At 71.3% G+C, this 19,775-nt stretch carries 10 protein-coding genes; 1 reads left to right on the forward strand and 9 read right to left on the reverse strand.

Annotated features, from left to right (window positions below; genetic code table 11):
- Nucleotides 1-4: 4 nt before the first annotated feature.
- From ABT254_RS03855 to ABT254_RS03880, 6 genes are all read right to left on the reverse strand, one after another.
- Nucleotides 5-1,270 (reverse strand): carbohydrate ABC transporter substrate-binding protein, encoded by a 1,266-nt coding sequence (locus tag ABT254_RS03855; protein ID WP_351463177.1) that lies wholly within the window; start codon nt 1,268-1,270, stop codon nt 5-7.
- Entirely contained in the window at nt 1,267-2,295 is a 1,029-nt protein-coding gene (locus tag ABT254_RS03860) for a hypothetical protein (RefSeq protein ID WP_351463179.1), read from the reverse strand. The genes ABT254_RS03855 and ABT254_RS03860 overlap by 4 nt, the downstream gene beginning before the upstream one ends.
- Nucleotides 2,292-3,686, reverse strand: coding sequence for a vWA domain-containing protein (locus ABT254_RS03865; protein WP_351463181.1), 1,395 nt, complete (start codon nt 3,684-3,686; stop codon nt 2,292-2,294). Before ABT254_RS03865 ends, ABT254_RS03860 begins: the two co-directional genes overlap by 4 nt.
- Before the next feature lie 63 nt (nt 3,687-3,749).
- Entirely contained in the window at nt 3,750-6,059 is a 2,310-nt protein-coding gene (locus tag ABT254_RS03870; RefSeq protein ID WP_351463183.1) for a tetratricopeptide repeat protein, read from the reverse strand.
- A gap of 40 nt (nt 6,060-6,099) precedes the next feature.
- Entirely contained in the window at nt 6,100-7,425 is a 1,326-nt protein-coding gene (locus ABT254_RS03875; RefSeq protein ID WP_351463185.1) for a S1 family peptidase, read from the reverse strand.
- A gap of 137 nt (nt 7,426-7,562) precedes the next feature.
- A complete protein-coding gene (locus ABT254_RS03880) occupies nt 7,563-12,776 on the reverse strand; it encodes a family 43 glycosylhydrolase (RefSeq protein ID WP_351463187.1) in 5,214 nt (1,737 codons plus the stop codon).
- Nucleotides 12,777-12,975: 199 nt separating this feature from the next.
- On the opposite strand from ABT254_RS03880, the gene ABT254_RS03885 reads away from it, so the two are divergent.
- A complete protein-coding gene (locus tag ABT254_RS03885) occupies nt 12,976-14,391 on the forward strand; it encodes a phytoene desaturase family protein (RefSeq protein ID WP_351463189.1) in 1,416 nt (471 codons plus the stop codon).
- Between the two features lie 111 nt (nt 14,392-14,502).
- On the opposite strand, the gene ABT254_RS03890 is transcribed toward ABT254_RS03885, so the two are convergent.
- The 3 genes from ABT254_RS03890 to ABT254_RS03900 all read right to left on the reverse strand — a co-directional run bounded on the left by ABT254_RS03890 (nt 14,503) and on the right by ABT254_RS03900 (nt 19,644).
- Entirely contained in the window at nt 14,503-16,674 is a 2,172-nt protein-coding gene (locus ABT254_RS03890) for a GH92 family glycosyl hydrolase (protein WP_351463191.1), read from the reverse strand.
- Between the two features lie 164 nt (nt 16,675-16,838).
- Nucleotides 16,839-18,287 carry an L-fucose/L-arabinose isomerase family protein gene (locus ABT254_RS03895; RefSeq protein WP_351463193.1) on the reverse strand — a complete coding sequence of 483 codons (1,449 nt, stop codon included), beginning with the start codon at nt 18,285-18,287 and terminating at the stop codon, nt 16,839-16,841.
- A gap of 58 nt (nt 18,288-18,345) precedes the next feature.
- On the reverse strand, nt 18,346-19,644 hold the full coding sequence (locus ABT254_RS03900) for an MFS transporter (protein WP_351463195.1): 1,299 nt from the start codon (nt 19,642-19,644) through the stop codon (nt 18,346-18,348).
- Nucleotides 19,645-19,775: the final 131 nt, after the last annotated feature.

Genomic DNA, 19,775 nt, shown 5'->3' on the forward strand with positions numbered 1-19,775 from the left:
TTGCTCACTGTGTGCTGCAGACCGACCTCGGTGCCGCACCCGGGGTGGGCTGTGCGTTCTGCACTGCCTGTATGTCCGCGAGGAGGTGCGGGATGCCGGGGTCCTGGTGGACCGCGGCTCTTGCCAGGGTCAGCAGAACGGCCTCGTAGAAGGCGTCCCGCACGGCGGGAGCCATGACGTCGGAGGCGTCCAGACAGCGCGGGCCGGCACCGGTGAGCCGTTTCGCGATCTCGTCCTCGACCCGGCCCTCCTGCGGACGGACCTGGCGGTTGGCCGAGAAGACGTGCGCCACCTCGGCCCACTGCTGCTGGCCCTCCTTGGAGGCCAGCCGCTCGATCAGGTCCTTGGCCTGGCGGCGGTCGCTGAACAGGGCCGCGAAGTCACCGGTCACCTCATGGGCCCGGACCTGGTCCGGCCCTCCGGGCAGCAGCGGGGCGGAGTCCATCAGCTCCGCGCGCTTCGCTGCCGCCTCTCCGTAGAAGGAGCGGGCGAAGGAGCCCTGGTGCTCCAGGGTGCATCCGTGCCGGCCGCCGAACAGCAGCCCGTGGCCGTCCGGGGCGCCGCGGTGATCGGTGAGCAGGGCGTGCGCGGCCGCCGGCTTGTCCTTCTGGAACGGACGGGCCCATGCCTCCCAGGCGCCGCGCACCGCAGCACTGGTCCACCAGTGCTCGTTCTTCTTCCTGCCCAGCGCCCACTTTCCGTAGATGCGCGGGCCCGAGCGCTGCAGCACCAGGTCCTCGATCCAGTCGGTACCGGGCCAGCCGGAGGCGCCGTCGTCCCCCATGCCGATGCACCAACTCGTCAGGGACGCCTGGTGGTTGGCGGGCCGGTGGCCCTCTCGGTACCAGACGATGCTCTTCAGATCCGCCTTGACCGGGACCCAGTACACGTCCCGGGAGCTCCCGCTCGCCGAGCTCCACGGCGAGCCGTACTGCTGGGGGGCGTAGAGGCCGTTGAGCCGCTTGAGCCGTTTCTGGTCCGCGTACTCGGCGAGTTCACCGATACCCGGCATGATCACGATGTCCGGGGGCTCACCCGACTGCACCTTGGAGAGCAGCACCTCGCGCTGGGCCGCGGTGCCCTGGTAGCGGAACGGGATGCCGAAGCCCCGCAGCACCTCCCTGAACTGCTTCTCCTGGGTGCCGGTCCACGTCCCGAGGATGGTCACCGGCTGCCGGTCGTCCTGCTCCGCCCACACCACCACGATGCCGGTGGCCGCGGTCAGTAGCAGCACCAGGACGAACACCAGCACCTTGAACCGCCGGGTCACCGTCGCCTCCAGTAGTCGCTGTCGAGCCGGAGCACGAGCCCTGTCGCGGGCAGCAGGACGACCAGCAGCCCGCCGATCAAGGTGCCCTGGTACACCCTGTCGGTCCAGGCGTTGTCGGCCAGTTGCCGCCGGACGTCCTCGGACTTCTCCGCGACCGCCTGCTGCGCGCCGACCAGCTCGTCGCCGCAGCAGTTCTGCCCCGAGACCCCGGTGATCGTCCGCAGGTCGCCGAACGCGTTGTCGAGGTCGTCCTCGGTGGAGGACGTCGTCATCAGCGGGACGACCGCGAGCAGCACCGTGAGGACGAAGCCCGCGAGCAGGTACGGATTCCAGTCGCGGCCGCAGCGGTCGCGCAGCACGAACAGCGCCGACACCAGGGTCAGTGCCAGGGCCGCCAGGGAGAGTTCGGAGACCCACCAGCCGCTGCGCTGCACCCACCCCGTGGAAGCGGTGGCTTCGGCGTGCTTCAGTTGGACCTGCTGCAGTCGGTCCAGCCGGGGCACGAGCCCCACTCCCGGGCGGGTGAGCAGCGACCTCGCCTCCTTGAGCTTCTGCTCCTGCATGAAGTCCTGGTGCTGGTACTGGGACGTGCCGAGGTTGAGGGACTGGCCGTAGGTGGCGAGCAGACCGTTGACGGTGCCGAGGTCCTGGTCCGTCCGGTCCGCGATCCGGGACAGGCTCTGGTCGGCGGCGGAGAGCTGGGACCGGTAGGTCTCGCCGGAGCCCGCGACACGGATGAGGTCCTTGTGCCACAGGACCTCGGTCTCCCACTCGGCACGCAACACCGCGAGCCGGGCGGCGGCAAGGCCCTGCACGGCCGGTGCCTCCCGGGACGAGAGCGCCTCGGCGCCGCGCTGGGTCTGGTGGTAGGACAGGAGCAGGGAGGCCACCGCCACCACCGCGCATGTCGTGAGGACCAGGAGGTGTACCTCCAGCAGCCGGCGGGTTCGCCAGGGACTCAGCCGTCCGCGCCAGAAGGCGGCAAGGGAGTGGCCCCGCCGGGAGGCAGCGAGTCCGCTCGTCACAGCAGCTCCTTCCCGCAGACGATGCAGTAACGGGCCTCGCTCCCGGCCGGGGTGGAGCAGTGTCTGCAGCGCGGGCCCGGACGCGGGAAGACCGTGTCGGTCAGGGTTCCGCCGGGATGGGAGCCGGCGCGCAGGATCATCGGGCGGAGGGCGCCGGAGTCGACGGCGGTCGGCAGCCGGACCCGCCCCGCGGCGGCGTACTCGATCTCGGCGACCTCGCGGATCTCACCCAGTACCCACTCCGCGTCGAACTTCTCCGCCATGCTCGCGGCCTGCCCCAAGCAGCGTTCGGCGACCTCCCGTTGGCCTTCCTGGAGAGCTTCGAGGCCCTCCCGGAGGGCATTGCGCATGGCGGCGGTGCCGGTCAGGAAGCGCACGCTGGCAGCGCCCGCCGAGGCGTGCGCCGGAGCCGGTCCGGGGCGGTGCCAGCGGGCGACGACGGGCGCATGGACATCGCCGATGGAGACCATGGCGAACTGCAGGTCGGTCTCCAGCGGGTCGGCGTCCGCGTCGGCGACGAGGGTGAGCAGATAGTCGCGCCTGCCCTGCTCCTGCCACTGGTAGGTCGGAAAGCACCAGCGGTGCGGTCGGTCGGGCTGCGGCAGTGCGCCCAGGCGGCGCGGCCTCGGTGCCTTCTCGCTGAGCGAGACCTGGCGCACGGAGGGCCGCACGGTCACCTCGATCGGCAGTTGCGGGGTGTGCACCCGGCGCAGCCGCTCGATGGCGCCGGTGATCGCCCCGCCGAGCCCCTCCTCCACGAACTCCGCGGTGCCGTGCAGCCGTTCGGCGAGGGCCAGCAGCGGGTCGGGGTTCCAGTCCGCGCCCACGGCGAACACATCGCAGGTGAACTGCCCGGCGCAGGCCTCCAGTTCCTCCTCGAGCCGGGTCTCGCCCGGGGCGCTGCTGCCGTCGGTGATCAGCACCAGATGGCGTACGGAGAGCGGGCGGCCGGTGAGCAGGGCGCGAGCGCCGGCCGCCCAGACGGCGTACCCGGCGGGCCGCGGACCGTCCCGGTGCAGCGGGAGCGCGCCCGCGGCGAAGACGGCCCGGCGCTTCTCGGCGTGGTCGGCGACGGCCCACTTGGCATCGCCGCACGGATAGCACCGCACCGGTTCGGGGCCGCTGCCGATCACGGTGAAGGAGATACCGTCGGGCAGGGCGCGCAGTGCGGCCGCCAGAGCGTGCCGTACGGCCGGCCGGTTGGCCTCGGCGACGTCCACCGCGATGATCACGGCGAGTTCCACCGCGGGCAGGTCGACGGGGGCGCTGTCGGCGGCCACGTCGACCTGCAGATGTGCCTCGATCTTCGCGCTGCGGTGCGGGCGCAGGTCACCGTCGAGATCGACGTGCAGCTGGATGTCCGGCTGCAGCGGCAGGGTGTGGCTGCTCATGGCGTACGTCACCGCTCCTTCCCTTCGTCGCCGTTCGGGCTGTCGCTGCCGTACGGCCGACCGTCAGAACACGGTCTGGGGCCGTATCGCGTGCAGCAGGTCCACGAGGTGCTCATGGGCGGCGGCCGACTCCCGGTTGCGTGCGGCCAGTTGCCGGTAGTGCGACTCCATCCGTCTGCGCAGCTCGCGTTCCGCCGCGCTCATGCGTCTGAGGCTGCGGACGTACACCCGTCGGGCGTCTCCTTCCGTGGCGCCTGGCCGGTCGCTCAGGCCGTGCAGGGCGTCCAGTTTCCATTCGTGCAGTTCGGTGCTCAGGCGCAGCGCCTCGTCCTCGGACAGGCTCGGCTCACCGGCGCCCGGTGTCTGGTCCACCAGGCCGGCCAGTTCGGCCAGCGCCGCGTCCACGTCGGCCGGTGCGGGCAGCTGATCGCCGTCCCCGGGCAGCCGGGCCGCGCGGATGCGCAGGGAGGCGATCCGGGCCACGGTGTGGTCCAGGGTGCTGGGGCGGACCCGGCCGAGCACGTCGAGGGCCGCCCCGCGGTCGCCCGCCCGCAGCGCGAGGCGGGCCAGGCCGAGGGCGGCGCCGCCGTGCGCGGGGTTGCGGGCGAACACGGCCTCGTACAGTTCCTTGGCGGTGGGCCCGGCCCGGTCGTCGCCGAGCCGCTCCCCGCAGTAGGCGAGGGCCAGTTTGGGCGCGTACTCGCCGGGCAGTTCGAGGTGCACCTGAGCGAAGTGGGTCCTGGCCTCGGCGACCTGCCGGGGGTCGTCGTGCAGGCCGGCGCTGCGCAGGGCGAGCAGCGCGCGGTGCCACTCCAGCCGCCACCGGCGCACGGCGGACGGCCCGGGGATGGAGTCGGCGGTGTCCAGCTCCAGCTGCGCCCGGTTGAGGTCGTCCTCGGTGTTGCGGTCCAGCAGGACGCGCACGTTGTGCAGGCAGATCTCCACCGAGCGCGGCTCCCGGTCCTCCTGGTCGAGGAGTTGGCCGGGGTCGTAGCCGCTGCTCACCTCGAACCGCGCGGTCTGCGGATCGCCCGGATAACGCCGCGGCACCGGCAGACAGCGGGCGATCTCGGCCGGCGTGGGGGCGCCCAGGTCGAGGGCGGGGGCCACCGGCGGTTCGTAGCGGAAGCGGCGCGGGCGCTCCAGCCAGTGCTCGATGCCCGGGACCGTGCCGAGCCGGGCCCCGAGCAGCTGCGGGGACGGCCGGAAGTAGTCGGAGGGCTCGGGCGGGTCGCTCTTGCCGCGCAGTGCACGGATCTCCCGCAGCGCGCCGCGCAGCTGGCCGGCCATCTCCCGGGCGTCGGCGAACCGCTCGCCCGGGTTCGGCCGCACGGCACGCTCGACGACCCGCCAGAACGAGGCGGAGCCGAGACCCGGCACCTTGTCGACGGCCCAGCCGCCGAGTTCCCGCAGGGTGACACCGACGGTGTGCAGGTCGTGGGCGACGGTGGGGCCCGGCAGGAACGCGGTCTCGGGCGCCATGTACGGGGGCGTCACATGGGCCGGGGGCCGGCTCTGGCCGTGTTCGCGCATGCCGCCGAGATCGATGACCTTGACGCCGTCCTCGTGGTGCACGACGTTCGAGGGCTTCATGTCCCCGTACACGAAGACGCGTTCGCGGCCGGCGTGCAGATGGACGAAGGCCTCCAGGATCTGGCAGCCGTATGCGGCGACGTGCTCGATGTCGAGGACCGTCTCGCCGCGCCGGGTCTCCTCGACGACCTTCTCGAGGGTGCCGTCGCCGACGTCGTCCATGACGATGTAGCCGCCGGTGACCTGGCCGTCGGCGTCGCTGCGGGCGACGAAGTCGCGGATCTGCACGATGCGCGGGTGGCGGATCGCGACGAGGTTCTGGCGTTCGACGTCGGCGAGCCGGGCGCCGTCCTGCTCGTACCGGTTGAGCAGTCCCTTGACGGCGACGACGTCGCCGAGATGGGTGTCCTCGGCGAGGTAGACCCAGCCCTGCCCGCCGTGCGCGATGGGCCCCATGATCCGGTACTGGTCGCGCAGCATGTCGCCCTCGGCCAGTTCGGGACGGTACGAGTAGGGACGGCCGCAGACCGGGCAGTGCCCCTCGGTCGGCACCGGGCCCTCGGTGTAGGGCGGCGCGAAGGTGATGCCGCAGTCGGCGGACGAACAGGCCATGGTGATGCGCAGCGGCGCCTGGGGGTCGATGAGGCGTGCCTCGGCGGGGCGCGGCACGCGCCGGGGCAGCGCCAGGAGGTCGCCGGGTCCCAACTCCCGCGGGTTCTCGGGCAGGGCGGGCAGCTCGGGGGCGTTTTCGGCACGGCCGCAGTCGGAGCAGTAACCGGTGGGCAGCACGGTGCCGCCGCAGGGGGCTCCGCTGAAACGCCGGTGCGGGCAGGCCGTCATGCTCTTGCCCTCCTCCGCCGCCCGGGCCGGGCGGAGCCCCTCATCCGTGGCCTCCGTGGTGCCGGAGGTCGGCTCGGACGGTCTTGATCAGCCCGCGCAGCCGGGACAGTTGCTGATGCGGTTCCGAGAGGGCTTCGATCACGCGGAGCTCGTGCCGCCGCCGGTCGGCGGTCTCGGTCGCGCGGCTGAGGGAGGCGCTGTCGACGACGTCGCGCCGGATCGCGCGGCCGAACTCCGCGTTCTGCAGACGGGTGACCAGCGCGTCCGCATGGGCGAGCAGCGCGGGCCGCAGGAGTTGGTCGCGGGCGGCGTTCCAGCCGGTGCCGCCCTCGTGGCGGAAGACGAGCAGCAGCCGGACGCCGAGGACCCGTAATCGGACCAGGAGTTCGATCAGCGGACCCGGCTCGGCTTCCTCGTCGAGGCCGTCGACAAGGACCGTGACCGGGCGGACGGGAGCGCGGTCGGTCACCCGCGCGGGCCGGGGCTTGCGGCCGAGCAGCCAGTACCAGTACGCCAGGTACTCGCCGGTCGGGACGGTGATCCTGTCCAGGGCGCGGTCGGCGAGGTCCGGTCTGCTGGCGCCGCCGCGATGGACGACGTCGGCGCGGTGCAGCAGATGGCGCAGCGAGCGGTCCTTGCCGCTGCCCGGGGCCACCACGGTGATCTTCACCGGGTCCTCGTCCGGGTCCTCGAACCACCGGATCGACCGCTCCTCGAAGTCGCGGTCCCATGCGGAGGGGCGGCTCAACTCGTCGACGAGCGGCGAGAGTCCTGCGATGCGCTCGATGGGGATCAGATACGAGAAGGCGAGCCGGTTCTTCTCCGGCAGCACCTCGTTCATGTCGCCGCGCCAGCTGACGACGAGGCCGACCACCCGCACGGGAGGCCCTTCACGCGGCCCGGTGCACACGCCGGCGCCGCTGAAGCCCCGGCGGACCACCTCCGCCTTGGTGACGGCGTCGAGCTGGACCAGATCGCCGCTGGCCCCGCTGATCCGGCCCCACAGGCTCATGCCGTCGTCGAAGCCCACCGCGTAGCCGGTCGCGTACACCTCCATGCCGCCGTGCAGTGCGCGCTCCAGTGGGGCGGGGCGCGCCTGCGGGCGTGGGCTGTCCAGGCGCAGCACGGCGACGTCCTCGCCGTTCTCGCGGTCGGGGAGCCAGCCGCCGGGCAGGACGCGGGCGGCCACCGGTTCCAGGTCGCTGTTCTCCGCGAACTCCAGCCACATGACGGCGTCAGGGCGCTCCACCACATGTGCGCAGGTCAGTGCCGTGTCCTGGTCGACGAGTACGCCGGCACCGCAGATGGGCCCGTCAGCGCCCTCATGCCGCAGCCTGAGTCTCCAGTCCGCACGCAGTTCCCCCATGGTGTCTCACCCTACGCTCGGAGCATGCTGCGTCCCTAGACTTGTGACCAGGTTTGATCGGTCAATCAACCGAAGTCAGCCATGAGTTGACAGGGGGGCTGGTTCCCCGCGCCCTCTCGGGCGCGGGGAGGGTGCGCCTAGTCCCGGTGGTCTCCGATCCTGACGGTGCCGCTGGTCCTCGTACCGTCCTGGTTGTCGTAGACGACGTCGCCGCTGGACTTCTTCCAGATCCTGATGCGGTACGTGTCAGGTCCGTCGGTGGCGGTGATGCGGAACCCGTAGCCGCCGTGTCCGTCGACCGTGCCGGAGCCCTGGTAGACGGCCCGGGAGCCGGTGATCACGAGCCAGTCGGAGCCGGTCGAGCGGAAGGCGAGCTTGGCGGCGCCGAGGACGAACGCGGCCTCACCGGTGGGGGTGGTGGCCCCCTTTCGGTACCGGGCGCCGAAGGTGAACGCCGCCTTGCCGGTCAGAGCGGGCCTGGCCGGGAAGGCGCCGGCCGGTGACGTGAACGTGCCCGCGCCGAACGCCGGACCGGCGTCACGGTCGTAGACGATCACCTCGGGGAGCGTCGTGCTGTCCGTGCCCCCGTCGTCGTCCGAGACGGTGATCACCGGGCGGTGGATGCCCGCGGCGGCGTAGACGTGCTCGGCCCGGCAGGTGTCGCCGGAGTCGGTGAGGCGGCCCGATGCCGGTCGGGTGCCGTCCTTCCAGTCGATCGTGCACGTGTGGCTGTCGGACGTGCCCGGATCGGTGAAGGAAGCGGTGACAACCACCTTTTCCCCCACGGGAGTCGGGGTGGCCGGGCCTGTCGCCGTGGTGATCGACGGGGCGGCGTTGGAGACCGTGACCGTGGTGGTGTCGGTTCCGCGGCCGCCCGTCAGGGTGAGTTTGAAGGTGCCGTTGTCGGTGCAAGTGACTGTGGTGCGGGCCGCGTTGGGGTCGGAGACCGTGCAGGGTGCGCCGTTCTCCACCGTCCACTTGGGCGTGCCCGCACCGGAGACGGTGCCGGCCAGCGGGATGGCGGCGCCCTCGGTGCCGGTGGCGTCGGGACCCGCGTGGACGATGGTGACCGGGTCGATGCTCGTGAGCGTCGGGACGACCTTCTCGATCAGACCGTCGGAGTCGAACTCCATCTTGTCGATGGTGGTTTCACGGTGGGTGCCGTCTCCGCCGGGGATGGCGAAGCGGTGGTAGGCGATGTACCAGTCGTCCGTGTTCGGGACGTGGACGACGCTGTGGTGGCCGGTGCCCTTGATGCCCTGGGAGAGGTCCTTCGAGAGGATCACGCCCCGCTTGGTCCAGGGGCCGGTGGGGGAGGGGCCGGTGGCGTAGGCGACGCGGTAGTTCTCGTCCCGGGTGTCGTTCTCCGACCACATGAAGTAGTAGGTGCCCTTGCGCTTGATGACGAAGGAGCCCTCGTTGTAGCCGCTCGGGGTGATGTCCTTGACCTTCGAGGTGTCGATGGAGGTCATGTCGGCGCCCAGCGGCACCACATACGCGTGGCCGTTGCCGAAGTAGAGATACGACTGCCCGTCGTCGTCGGTGAAGACCGCGGGGTCGATCATCTGGCCGCTGAACTGGCCCGCCTTCAGCAGCGGCTTGCCCAGGGCGTCCTTGAAGGGCCCCGTCGGGGAGTCGGAGACCGCGACGCCGATGTTCGCGTCGGCGCAGAAGTAGAAGTAGTACTTCCCGTCCTTCTCGGCGATGGTCGGCGCCCAGGCCCTGCTGTCCGCCCAGGAGACGTCCGGGCCGAGGTCGAGGATGACGCCGTGGTCCTTCCAGTGGACCAGGTCGGTCGAGGAGTAGGCCTTGAACTGCGTACCGCTCCAGCCGTCGAAGCCGTCGGTCGTCGGGTACAGGTAGAAGGTGTCGCCGAAGCGGACGATGTTCGGGTCGGCGTTCAGGCCGGGCAGCACCGGGCTCTTCATGACGAGCGCCGTCACGGTCCAGGTGCGCTTCTTGCCGTCGGAGCCCGTCACCTCGTACGTCACCGGCTTGCTGAAGTCCTGCACGCTGCCGGAGGCGGGGCTGATCGCCGCGCCATGGGCCAGGGTGAACTCCGGTGCCAGCGCGGTGAGATCGGTGCCCTCCTTCATCGGCAGGGTGATCCTGCTGTCCGCGTTGTCGACGATGGCGTCGACCTTCAGACCGGGGTGCGTGGCCTTGGCGATGCCCGCCGTGTTGCCGCTGAGCTCCATGACCTCCGCGGCCGACAGGGCCCGGCCGTAGATGCGGAAGTCGTCGACCTCGCCGCCGAAGTACGGGTCGGCCGAGTACAGGGAGCGGCCGATGTAGCCGCTGTAGTCCTTGTTCGCGTCGTACAGCTCGGACGGCTTGATGGTGGTCGTGGTGCGGGCCGCCTCGATGCCGTCGACGTAGAGGACCATCGTGCCGGTCGAGCCGTCGAGGGTGACGGTGACGTGCCGCCACTCGCCGGGTGTGAGCTGCGAGCCGGCCGTCAGCTTCGACTCCGCCGACCAACTGGCCTTGGTGATCGCCGAGTAGAGGCTGGAGCCGCCGTTGGAGGGGGTGGCGAAGAGGTACTTGTCGCTGTCGGGGCCGAGCCCGAACAGCCACTGGAAGCTGCTGCCGCCCTTCCACTTGGCGTACGTCGACACGGTCACGCTGCCCGCGTTCTTCAGCACGCCGTTCGGGATCTTCACATACGGCGAAGTCGAGGCGTCGCCGGACATCTTGAACGAGCCGCCCCGCACACCCGTGCCGAAGTCGGGCGTGTGGACGTAGGTGCCGTGGTAGCCGTGTCCGCTGGAGTCGTGGGCGATGTTGCCGCCCGTCTCGTCGAAGTCGTAGTGCAGGAGCAGGTCGGCCGGGACGTCGGCGCCCTCCTCCGACACCGTGACCTCGGCCTGGACCGGGAGGGCGGTGCCGTCCGGCAGGCTGCCGGCCACGGTGAAGGTCCCGGGGTTCGCGTAGGCCGAGGCCGGGACGTCGTCCCAGGTGACGGCGACCGGCCGTGCGACGCCGTCGGCGTACTTCGCGATCACGGTGGCCGGCAGGACCGGCGCCTGACCGGTCTTCGTCTTCACCTTGACGCCCTCGACGCTCTCCACCAGCTGGTCGGGCTGGTAGGCGCGCAGCAGACGGTCGTACTCGGCCTGGGTGACAGGCAGGACGGTGCCGTGGCGGGGCCTGGCCGGCAGGTCGTAGCCGGTGGACGGGGTCCAGTGGCCGGAGGCCAGGTCCGTAGTCTCGAACGGGATGTAGCCACGGCCGCCGAACTCGTCGAGGAAGGCGTACCACTTGTCCTCGGTGTTCGACTTGAACACCAGCGGGCCCTCGGCCGCGCTCATCGCGCCCTTGCCGATGCCCTCGGCGACCGGGTCCCAGGAGCCCAGGATCGAGTCGCTCTTCTCCTCGAAGATGAACTTGCTGTTGGGGGTGGAGGAGGTGTTGTTCCGCTCGTCCTTGGAGAGGCGGTAGTACGTCCCGTCGTGCTGGATCATCGTGGAGTCGATGACCGAGTAGCCGCGGTCGATCCACACCTTGGGCTCGCTGAACGTGTAGAAGTCGCGGGTGGTGGCGTACATCATGCGGTTGTACGTGTCGCCGCTGTGCTCGGCGTTGTCGTACAGCTTCGACGCCCAGAAGACCACGTACTCGCCGCGTTTCGCGTCGTAGAAGGCCTCCGGCGCCCAGGTGTTGCCCGCGCTGTCGGGGGAGATCTTCACCAGCCGCTGGTTCGTCCAGTGCACCAGGTCGGTGGACTCCCAGATCATGATGGACTTGCTGCCGGTGCGCTGGGCGGCGTCCCAGTCGCCGTTGCCGTAGATCCTGAGGTCGGTGGCGATCTGGTAGAACTTGTCGCCCTCGGGGGAGCGGATGATGAACGGGTCGCGCAGGCCCTTCTCGCCGAGCGTGGAGGTCAGGACGGGCTTGCCGTCGTTCAACTCCCGCCAGTGCAAAGGGTCGTTGCCCTTGCTGAGGGCGTTGTAGACCTGTTCGCCGTCCGCGGTGCCCTCGCCGGTGAAGTAGCTGAACATATAGCCCTTGAGGGCCGCCTTGGCGGGCAGTTCGGGCACGTGTGCGGTGAAGGTGCGGGTGGCGGTCGCCCCGCCCTTGGTGACGGTGGCGGTCAGCTCGACGGTGGTGGCGCCGTCGCCGTGCGCGGGGCGGTGGACCACACCGTCGGCGGAGACGACGTCCGGGTTCGCGGAGGACCAGGCGACCTGCGTGCCGTACGAACCGCCCGACGGGAGCGTGAGGTTGCCGCGCACGTCGTCGAGGTTGTGGACGCTCAGCGCGTCGGCGGCCTGCCGGGTGGCGGTGGCGTCGTCGAAGTCGGGCAGGACCGTGACCTCGAAGGTGCGGGTGTCGGTGACCGTGCCCTTCTTCAGGGTCGCCGTGAGCGTGGCGTGGCCGTCCGGTGCACCGGCGGCCGGGCGCGTCACCTTGCCGGCGTCCGAGACGAGGGCGGGGTTGTCGCTGGCCCAGCTGATCGTGGAGCCGCCCGCCGTACCGGTCTTCGGCAGGTCCAGGTCGGCGGTGACGGCGCTGGTGTCACCGAGGCTGAGGGCCGCCTTGTCGTCGGCGACGCCGTGCGTGTCGACGGGGAGGGCGAGTTGCTCGACCTCCGAGCCGGCCAGTGCGCGGTCGTATACGCGGAAGTCGCGGATGCGGCCCTTGAAGAGCTTGTCGCCGGAGTACACGGACTTGCCTATGTAGTTGGCGGTGGTGGTGCCGGAGCCGATCGCGCCGGGGGTGATGGTCACCGACGTGTTGCGGCCCACCTCGACGCCGTCCTCGTAGAGCACGCCGGTGGTGCCGGTCTGGGTGTAGGCGAGGTGCTTCCAGACCGCGCGGGTGAGGTTGTGGGAGTCGGACGGCTTCGTGGTCTGTTCCGTGGACCAGTTGCCGGTCGCCACCGAGGTGCGCAGTGAGTTGCCGGTCGTGAACAGGTAGCCGTTGCCGTTGCCGCCGCTGGAGTTGCCGAAGCCGTAGAGGAAGTACGGCGTGGTCTGCGCGGAGTCGAGGAGCACGTCCAGGGAGACGGTGATCGAGTCCATGCCCTTCATGACGTCGTCCGGCACCTTGATGTAGGTGTCGGATCCGTTGAAGGCGAGCCCCTGACCGGATGCCGACCAGTCGGCGGTGCCGCTCACCGTGCCGTCGCGGCCGTTGCCGGAGGCGTCGCTCACGGTGGTCCCGGATCCGCCGTCGAGTTTGTACCAGAGAGCCAGACCGTCGGTGAGGCCCGGGGTTTCGGCCGTCTGTGCCGCCTGCGCGGGGAGGGCGGGAGCGGCGAGGGTCAGGAGCATCGCGGCGGCGGTCGGCCCGGCGAGATGGCCCGCCAGGCGTCTCGCGCGGCCGAGAAGTCGTGCGCTGTGCGTCATGTCGGGATTCCCTGCTGAGACACGGCTGATGAGGGGGGAAAGGCGGGATGCGGGCAAGCGGCGGCGGGCCGACAGCGCATGCGCTGCGGGCCTGGTGTTACGTGGAGGTGACGTCGTGTTGCGAGAGTTTCAATCCGCGTCCTGGGTAGCGTCAAGAGGTTTCGAACAATGTGCGACAGGTCGAACGAGAGGGGTCGGGATGAGTACGGCGACCGTCGTCGGTGCCGGGCCCAACGGTCTGGCCGCCGCCGTCGCCCTGGCCCGGGCCGGCCTGCGGGTCACGGTGCTGGAGGCGGCCGACACGATCGGTGGCGGCACCCGCTCCGGCGAGGCGATCGTGCCGGGACTGCTGCACGACTTCTGCTCGGCCATCCACCCCATGGCCGTCGGCTCGTCGTTCTTCAAGGAGCTCGGCCTGGACCGGTACGGCCTGCGGTGGGCGTGGCCGGAGATCGACTGCGCCCATCCGCTCGACGGCGGCACGGCCGGGGTTCTGCACCGCTCGGTGACCGCGACCGCCGCCGGTCTCGGCGCCGACGGCCGGGCCTGGCGGCGGCTGTTCGAGGGCCCTTCGACGGCGTACGACACCTTCGGCGACGACATCATGGGCCCGCTGCTGCGCCTGCCCCGGCACCCGCTGCGCCTCGCCCGCTTCGGTGTTCCCGCGCTCGCCCCCGCCGCGCTGGTGGCGAAGGCGTTCAGGACCGAGGAGGCCAGGGGCCTGTGGGGCGGCGTCGCCGCACACGCCTTCCACCCCCTGGAGCGGCCGCTGACCGCGAGTATCGGCCTGGGCATCGTCACCGCGGGCCACCGCTACGGCTGGGCGGTGGCGGAGGGAGGCTCACGCCGTATCACCGACGCCATGGCGGCGCTGGTGCGCGAACTCGGCGGGACGATCGAGACCGGGGTACGCGTGCGGTCGGTCGCCCAACTGCCCGACACGGACGTGACCTTGTGGGACGTGGCCCCCACCGCCCTGGCCGACATCCTCGGCGATCTGCTGCCGCCGCGGACCGCCCGCGCCTACCGGCGCTACCGCTACGGACCGGGCGCGTTCAAGGTCGACTTCGCGGTGGAGGGCGGGGTCCCCTGGCGCGCCGAGGCCGCACGGCGGGCCGGCACGGTGCACCTCGGCGGTACCTACGCCGAGATCGCGGCCGCGGAGCGGGACGTCCATGCCGGGCGGATGCCCGGGCGGCCGTTCGTCCTGGTCGGCCAGCAGTACCTGGCCGACCCCTCACGCTCGGTCGGCGGCATCCACCCCGTGTGGTCGTACGCCCACGTCCCGAACGGCTACACCGGAGACGCCACCGCGGCGATCACCGCCCAGATCGAACGCTTCGCGCCGGGCTTCAGGGACCGCGTCCTCGGCACCGCGGTGCGCACCACGCCCGGCTTCGCCGAGTACAACCCCAACTACGTCGGCGGCAACATCATGACCGGCGCCACGGACATCCCCCAGCTCCTCCTCGGAACGCACCTCACCCTGCGGCCCTACGACACCGGAGTCCCCGGCCACTATCTGTGCTCGGCGGCCACCCCGCCCGGCGCCGGCGCCCACGGAATGTGCGGAGCCCACGCCGCGGCCCGGGCCCTGCGGCGGCTGCGCGTGTGACGGACGCCATTGAACGGCCGTGAACCGCCCGCGGGCGTCCGGGAGTTCGAGCCCCTGCGCTCGTCAACGGCATCAAGAAGCTGCCCGTCGAGGTGACCCCGGCCTGAGCGGTCACGACGTCATCCCGTAGTGGAGCACACCGCCCGAGGTCAGCACCCCTTCCGGCAGGAAGGGGCCGTTGACGGGCAGCCCGTTCAGCCTCAGGGACCGGACATGGGCGTTGGTGGCCGATGCGTCCGGGGCGAGGAGGGAGAGGGCGACCCCGTTGCCGCGGCGCACGGTGGCGGCCGGGAACAGCGGACCGGCCAGGGCGAGCTGGGAGCTCCCCGGGACCTGGGGGTACATGCCCAGACAGGCCCAGACCGCCCATGACGACATCTCGCCCAGGTCGTCGTTGCCCACGAGACCGTCGGGGCGGTCGGTGAAGAGAGTGGTGAGGGCCCGCCGCACGATGTCCTCCGTGCGGTCGGGGCGGCCCGCGTAGTCGTACGCCCAGGGGATGTTGAATGACGGCTCGTTGCCGAGATAGGCGTACGGCTTGTCCGCGCCCGCGTTGAGTTGGGTGAAGAAGGTGTCGAGCCGGGAGGCGGCCGCGGTGGGGCCGCCCATGGCGGTGAACAGGCCGGGCAGGTCGTGCGGCACCAGCCAGGTGTACTGCGCGGCGTTGCCCTCGACGTACTCCCCGTGCTGCGTGGGGGAGAAGGACGGCCAGCTGCCGTCGGCGTTGCGGGGCTGGATGTAGCCGCTCACCGGGTTGAAGAGATTGCGCCAGTTGCCGGCGGCGCGGGTGAGGGCCGCCTGGGTCTTCGTGTCACCGAGGCGTCCGGCCAGATGGGCCAGTGCGGCGTCCGCGACGGCGTACTCCAGCGTGGTGGCCGCACTGCCCCAGACGCCCTTGGTGCCGGCCGGGATGTAGCCCAGGGTGTCGTACTGCTGGTGCCCCGGTCGCTGCCGGTCGTCCTGCCGGCCCGCCACGGCCGCCCGCAGCAGCCCCCGGGCGTCGAAGTCGGTGGCGCCGAAGGCGTGGATGGAGGCGGCCATGGCCGGCAGCGGGTCGCCGACCATGACGCGGGTGCCGCCGTTGGCCACCGTCCAGCGGTCGAAATACCCTGCCTGCCGGCCTTGGTTGAGGATCGACTGGGCGATGTCGGACGCCTCGTGCGGCGCGATCAGGGCGAGCAGCTGGCCCTGGGAACGGTAGACGTCCCAGCCGGAGAAGTCCGCGTACTGCACATGACCGGGCCGGGTGCGGTGGACCTTGCCGTCCATGCCCCGGTAGCGGCCGTCGGTGTCGCTGAAGGCGCTGGGGTGCAGCAAAGCGTGGTACAGCGCGGTGTAGAACACCCGGCGCTGGGTCTCGGTGCCGCCGCGCACGGCGATCCTGCCCAGCCACTCGTTCCAGCGGTCACGGGCGGCACTGTGCAGCTGGTCGTAGGAGTGCTTGCCCTGCTCGGCGGTGACATTGTGGCGGGCGGCGGCGACGTCCACGAAGGACACACCGACCCGCGCGGTCACCGTACGGGTGCCGGGGGCGAAGGACACGTACGCCCCGGAAGTCTTTCCGTCGAGGGGCTCGGTGTGCGCGAAGGGCCGGTCGAAGACGACGTGGAAGTAGAGCCGGTAGCGGTTGGAGGAGTGGCAGAAGCCACCGCTGTCGGTGTAGCCGGACAGGGTGCGCGACCCGATGCTGATCTTCCCGGTGGCCTTGTTGAAGGCCCGTCCCGCGTCCACCGTCAGCCCGGCGGGCCGCCCGTCCTGGGCGGGGTAGGTGAACCGGGCGATGCCGGAGCGCTGGGTGACGGAGATCTGCGTACGGATGCCGTTGTCGAACCGGACCCCGTAACTGCCCGGTGACGCCTGCTCGTTGGCGTGGGAGAAGGTGGCGTGGCGCGCGGCGGGGTCCGGGTCCGGGCGGCCGGTGAGCGGCATGAACGGCACGTTGCCGTAGTCGCTGCACCCCGCGCCGGAGATATGGGTGAGGCTGAAGCCCCGGATCCGGTTGTCCTTGTACGCGTACCCGCCGTGCTGGCGGGTGACCGTGTCGGGGCTCCACTGGATGCCGCCCAATGCCGCCGAGGCGCCGGGGAAGGTGTTCCCGGCGCCGCCGCCGTGGCCGAAGTCGGTGCCTCCCGGGGCGGTGCCGACGAACGGGTTGACGTAGCCGGCGGGGTCGTCCGTGGCGCGTGCGGGCTCGGCCGTGGCCGGGGCGGCGGACGCCGCCGGGAGCGGCGAGGCCAGCAGCACGGCCGAGGTCAGGGCAGCCGCGACAGGGTGCAGGCGCAAGAAGCTCTCCTCGAGACGGTGGGACGTCGCGGTGGCGTACGACGACGGACTGCCCACCTTCTCGACCGGACGGCCTGGTTGCGCGGCGCCTTGCCGTGGAACGCGCGCGGATCAGGCTCACGGCGCAATGCACCGGAGTGAACGAGGGCGCGCGGGAGGGGAGCTCACACCTCCCGGTGGTCGATGCCCAGCAGGCTCGCCGCGGCCCGGAAATCGGCGCCGTGGCTGCCGACGGCGAGGGACCAGTGGTGGCCGACGCCCGTCGCGCTCCAGGCGTCGACCCATTCGCCGGGGTCACGGCCGAAGTCGACGCGGCTGGTGGTGTTGCCGATCTCCAGCAGGGGGCCGGGCACGACCGTGCCCTCGGAGGTGATGAACGACAGGCTGCCGTCGGCGTCCTGGCCGAGGCCCAGGAGGGTGACCGGGCCGTGCCGGACGTCGAACTCCACGCTGACGCCCCAGCCGCGCTTTCCGTGGTAGACGCCAAGACCGCGCAGCAGCGGGTCACGGGCGCTGACGGCGAGGTGGGCGGGCCCGTCGTGGCCCATCTCCACCACGCCGTCCTCGAAGTCGAGGGCCTGGATCTCGGTGAAGGAGCCCCCGGCACCGATGCTCTGCGAGACCAACTGGGCGACACTGGTGCGCAGTTCGTACTCGCCGGCCGCGGGTACGCCCCGGGCGGTGAGCAGGGAGGCGCCCAGGATCATGCCCGCGCCGAGCCGCTCGTGCAGTTCGCCGTCGAGGCCGCGGTGGTAGTAGGCGAGCGTGTCGAGGCCGAAGTCCTCGACCAGCCGGTCCAGTGCGACGGACACCTTCGCGCCCCACGCGAAGTCCTCGTCCGCCACGCTGTCGTCGAGGGTGAAGACCCGGCGGGCCAGCGCCATGCGGTCGCGGGTCTCCGCCTCGCTCACCCGCCCCACCCGGTGCCGCAGGTCGTCGAACTCCAGTACCTCCACATGCGAGCCGAAGGTCGTCGGCAGCAGGGTCAGATCGGTCGACACGTCCAGCATGCCGGGATACAGATGCCCCATCAGGCCGTGCCGGGCGTGCCGCAGCGCCGCCCGGACATGGGCCGCGCGGATCCACTGCTCGATGCGCCGCCAGGCGGACTCCTGGCGCAGCCAGCCCGACACCGACCGGAAGGGGATGCCTGCCCGGCGGAAGACATTGCCGACCTCGGGCACCGAGCACTGCGCGCAGTACGCCAGCCAGGCACCCGTGTCGAAGGTGGCGTGGTCCATCCGCTCGGACGGCTGGAGGTCGACGACCAGCACCGGGGTGTGCGAGCGCCGGGCGATCGGCAGCACCATCGACGAGGTCAGATACGTCGTCAGGAACAGCACGATCAGGTCGCAGTCGGCCCGGCGCAGCTCCTCGGCGGCGAGGGCCCCCTCCTCGGCGTCGGAGATGAAACCGACATCCGTGACCTCCGCGCCCAGCTGCCCGAGCCGCTCGGCCATGTACGCGGCCGACTCCTTCAACTGCGGCAGCAGACCGGGAAACTGTGGCCAGTAGGTGCCGAGCCCGCCCGAGACCAGGCCGATACGGGTACGGCGCCGCCGCACCGGCGGCAGCAACTCCTGCAGGGACATGGAGTGTTCGGCGGTTGCCATGGCTGGGGGTCGCTCCTTCGCAGGTCCACAGTCGGGTTCAAGGGGCCGGGGCCACTCCCTACGCCCGGGCCACTCCCAGGTCCGCCGGGGCGGCAGCGGCGCCGGGTGAGCGCTGGATGAGGACACGGACGATGTACACGCCCGCGAGGGCCGAGGCCGCCATGCAGGCGGTGATCGACCACAGCAGCACGGAGGCGCTGTACTCCATCAGGGCGGGCGTGACGAAGGCGACGCCCGCGAAGACTCCCCGCGACACGGCGTAGGTGAGGCCCTGGGTGGTACCGCGGGTGTCCGGCGGCAGCGTGAGCTGTGACCACACCTTGTAGCTGGCCTCCCCCGCGAACGGGTTGGAGATCTGGTAGAGCACGAAGAAGACCAGCATCCCGGCCAGCGCGCCGGCGGTGAGGGAGGCGATGCAGAACGCGACGATCTGCACCACGGTGAACACGTAGAACAGCCGGTCGCGCCAGGCGGTGTCGGCCAGCCGGACGAAGACGAGGGTCAGCACCAGCGCGATCGGCAGGAAGGCCAGGTTGATCCCGGTGGCCAGGCTCTGCGAGGCGCCGCTGACCGTGACCAGCAGATAGGTGCCGAACTGCCCGAAGGTGTTGGCGCCGATGCCCCAGGTGACGTAATAGGCGAAGGTCGCCGCCATCGGCAGCAGTGCGGCCCGGTTCCACACGTTCTTCAGCTCGATGCCGCGCGGGGCGGCCAGCGCGGCCGCCTCCTGGGCCAGCTCCGTGTCCGACGGCTCGTCGGCCAGGTCGAGCCGGGAGCGCAGCTGCCAGGTGGCCAGGGCGGCGACGGCCAGATGGCCGGTGATGATCCGCGCCCCGGTCATGCCCGTGTCCGACAGCAGATAGCCGAGGAAGATGACGACGACGATGCCCGCCACCCACATGACCTGCGTGAAGGACACCAGACGCGCCCGGCCGTCGGCGGGTGCGGCGTCCGAGACCACGGCCAGGGAGGTCGGCAGATCGGCACCGGCCGCGAGCCCCGCCACGAGCACGCCGACGAAGAGCACGATGTCGTTCGGCGCGAGCGTGATGACGACCGCGCCCAGCGCGAAGCAGAAGATGTCCCAGTTGTAGACACGGCGGCGCCCGAACATGTCGGCCAGCCGCCCGCCGACCAGGGAGCCGACCGCGATGCAGCCGGTGACGATCGCGCTGATCGCGCCCGCCATCCACACGCCCATGTCGTAACTGTCGCGGTAGATGGCCAGGTTGACGGCGATGCTGACGATGAGGGCGGCGTCGAGGTAGGAGGCCATGCCCGACAGGGCCGCCACCTTCCACAGCCGCCAGGGGAGGGGTTGTTCCGGGCGTTCGGGGGCGGTCGGGGTTCGGACCATGATGCGACTCCGTCGTCTGGGGATGGGCCGAGCGGAGGGGGACGTGACGGCTCTGAGGCCGAGTGCAGTGAATATAGGGTCGGAAAAACGTTCCAACAACCCCTCATGCGCCCATTTGCAGGAAGGCGCGT

The sequence above is a fragment of the Streptomyces sp. NPDC001137 genome (assembly GCF_040298885.1).
In the GTDB taxonomy this organism is placed as follows: Bacteria; Actinomycetota; Actinomycetes; order Streptomycetales; family Streptomycetaceae; genus Streptomyces.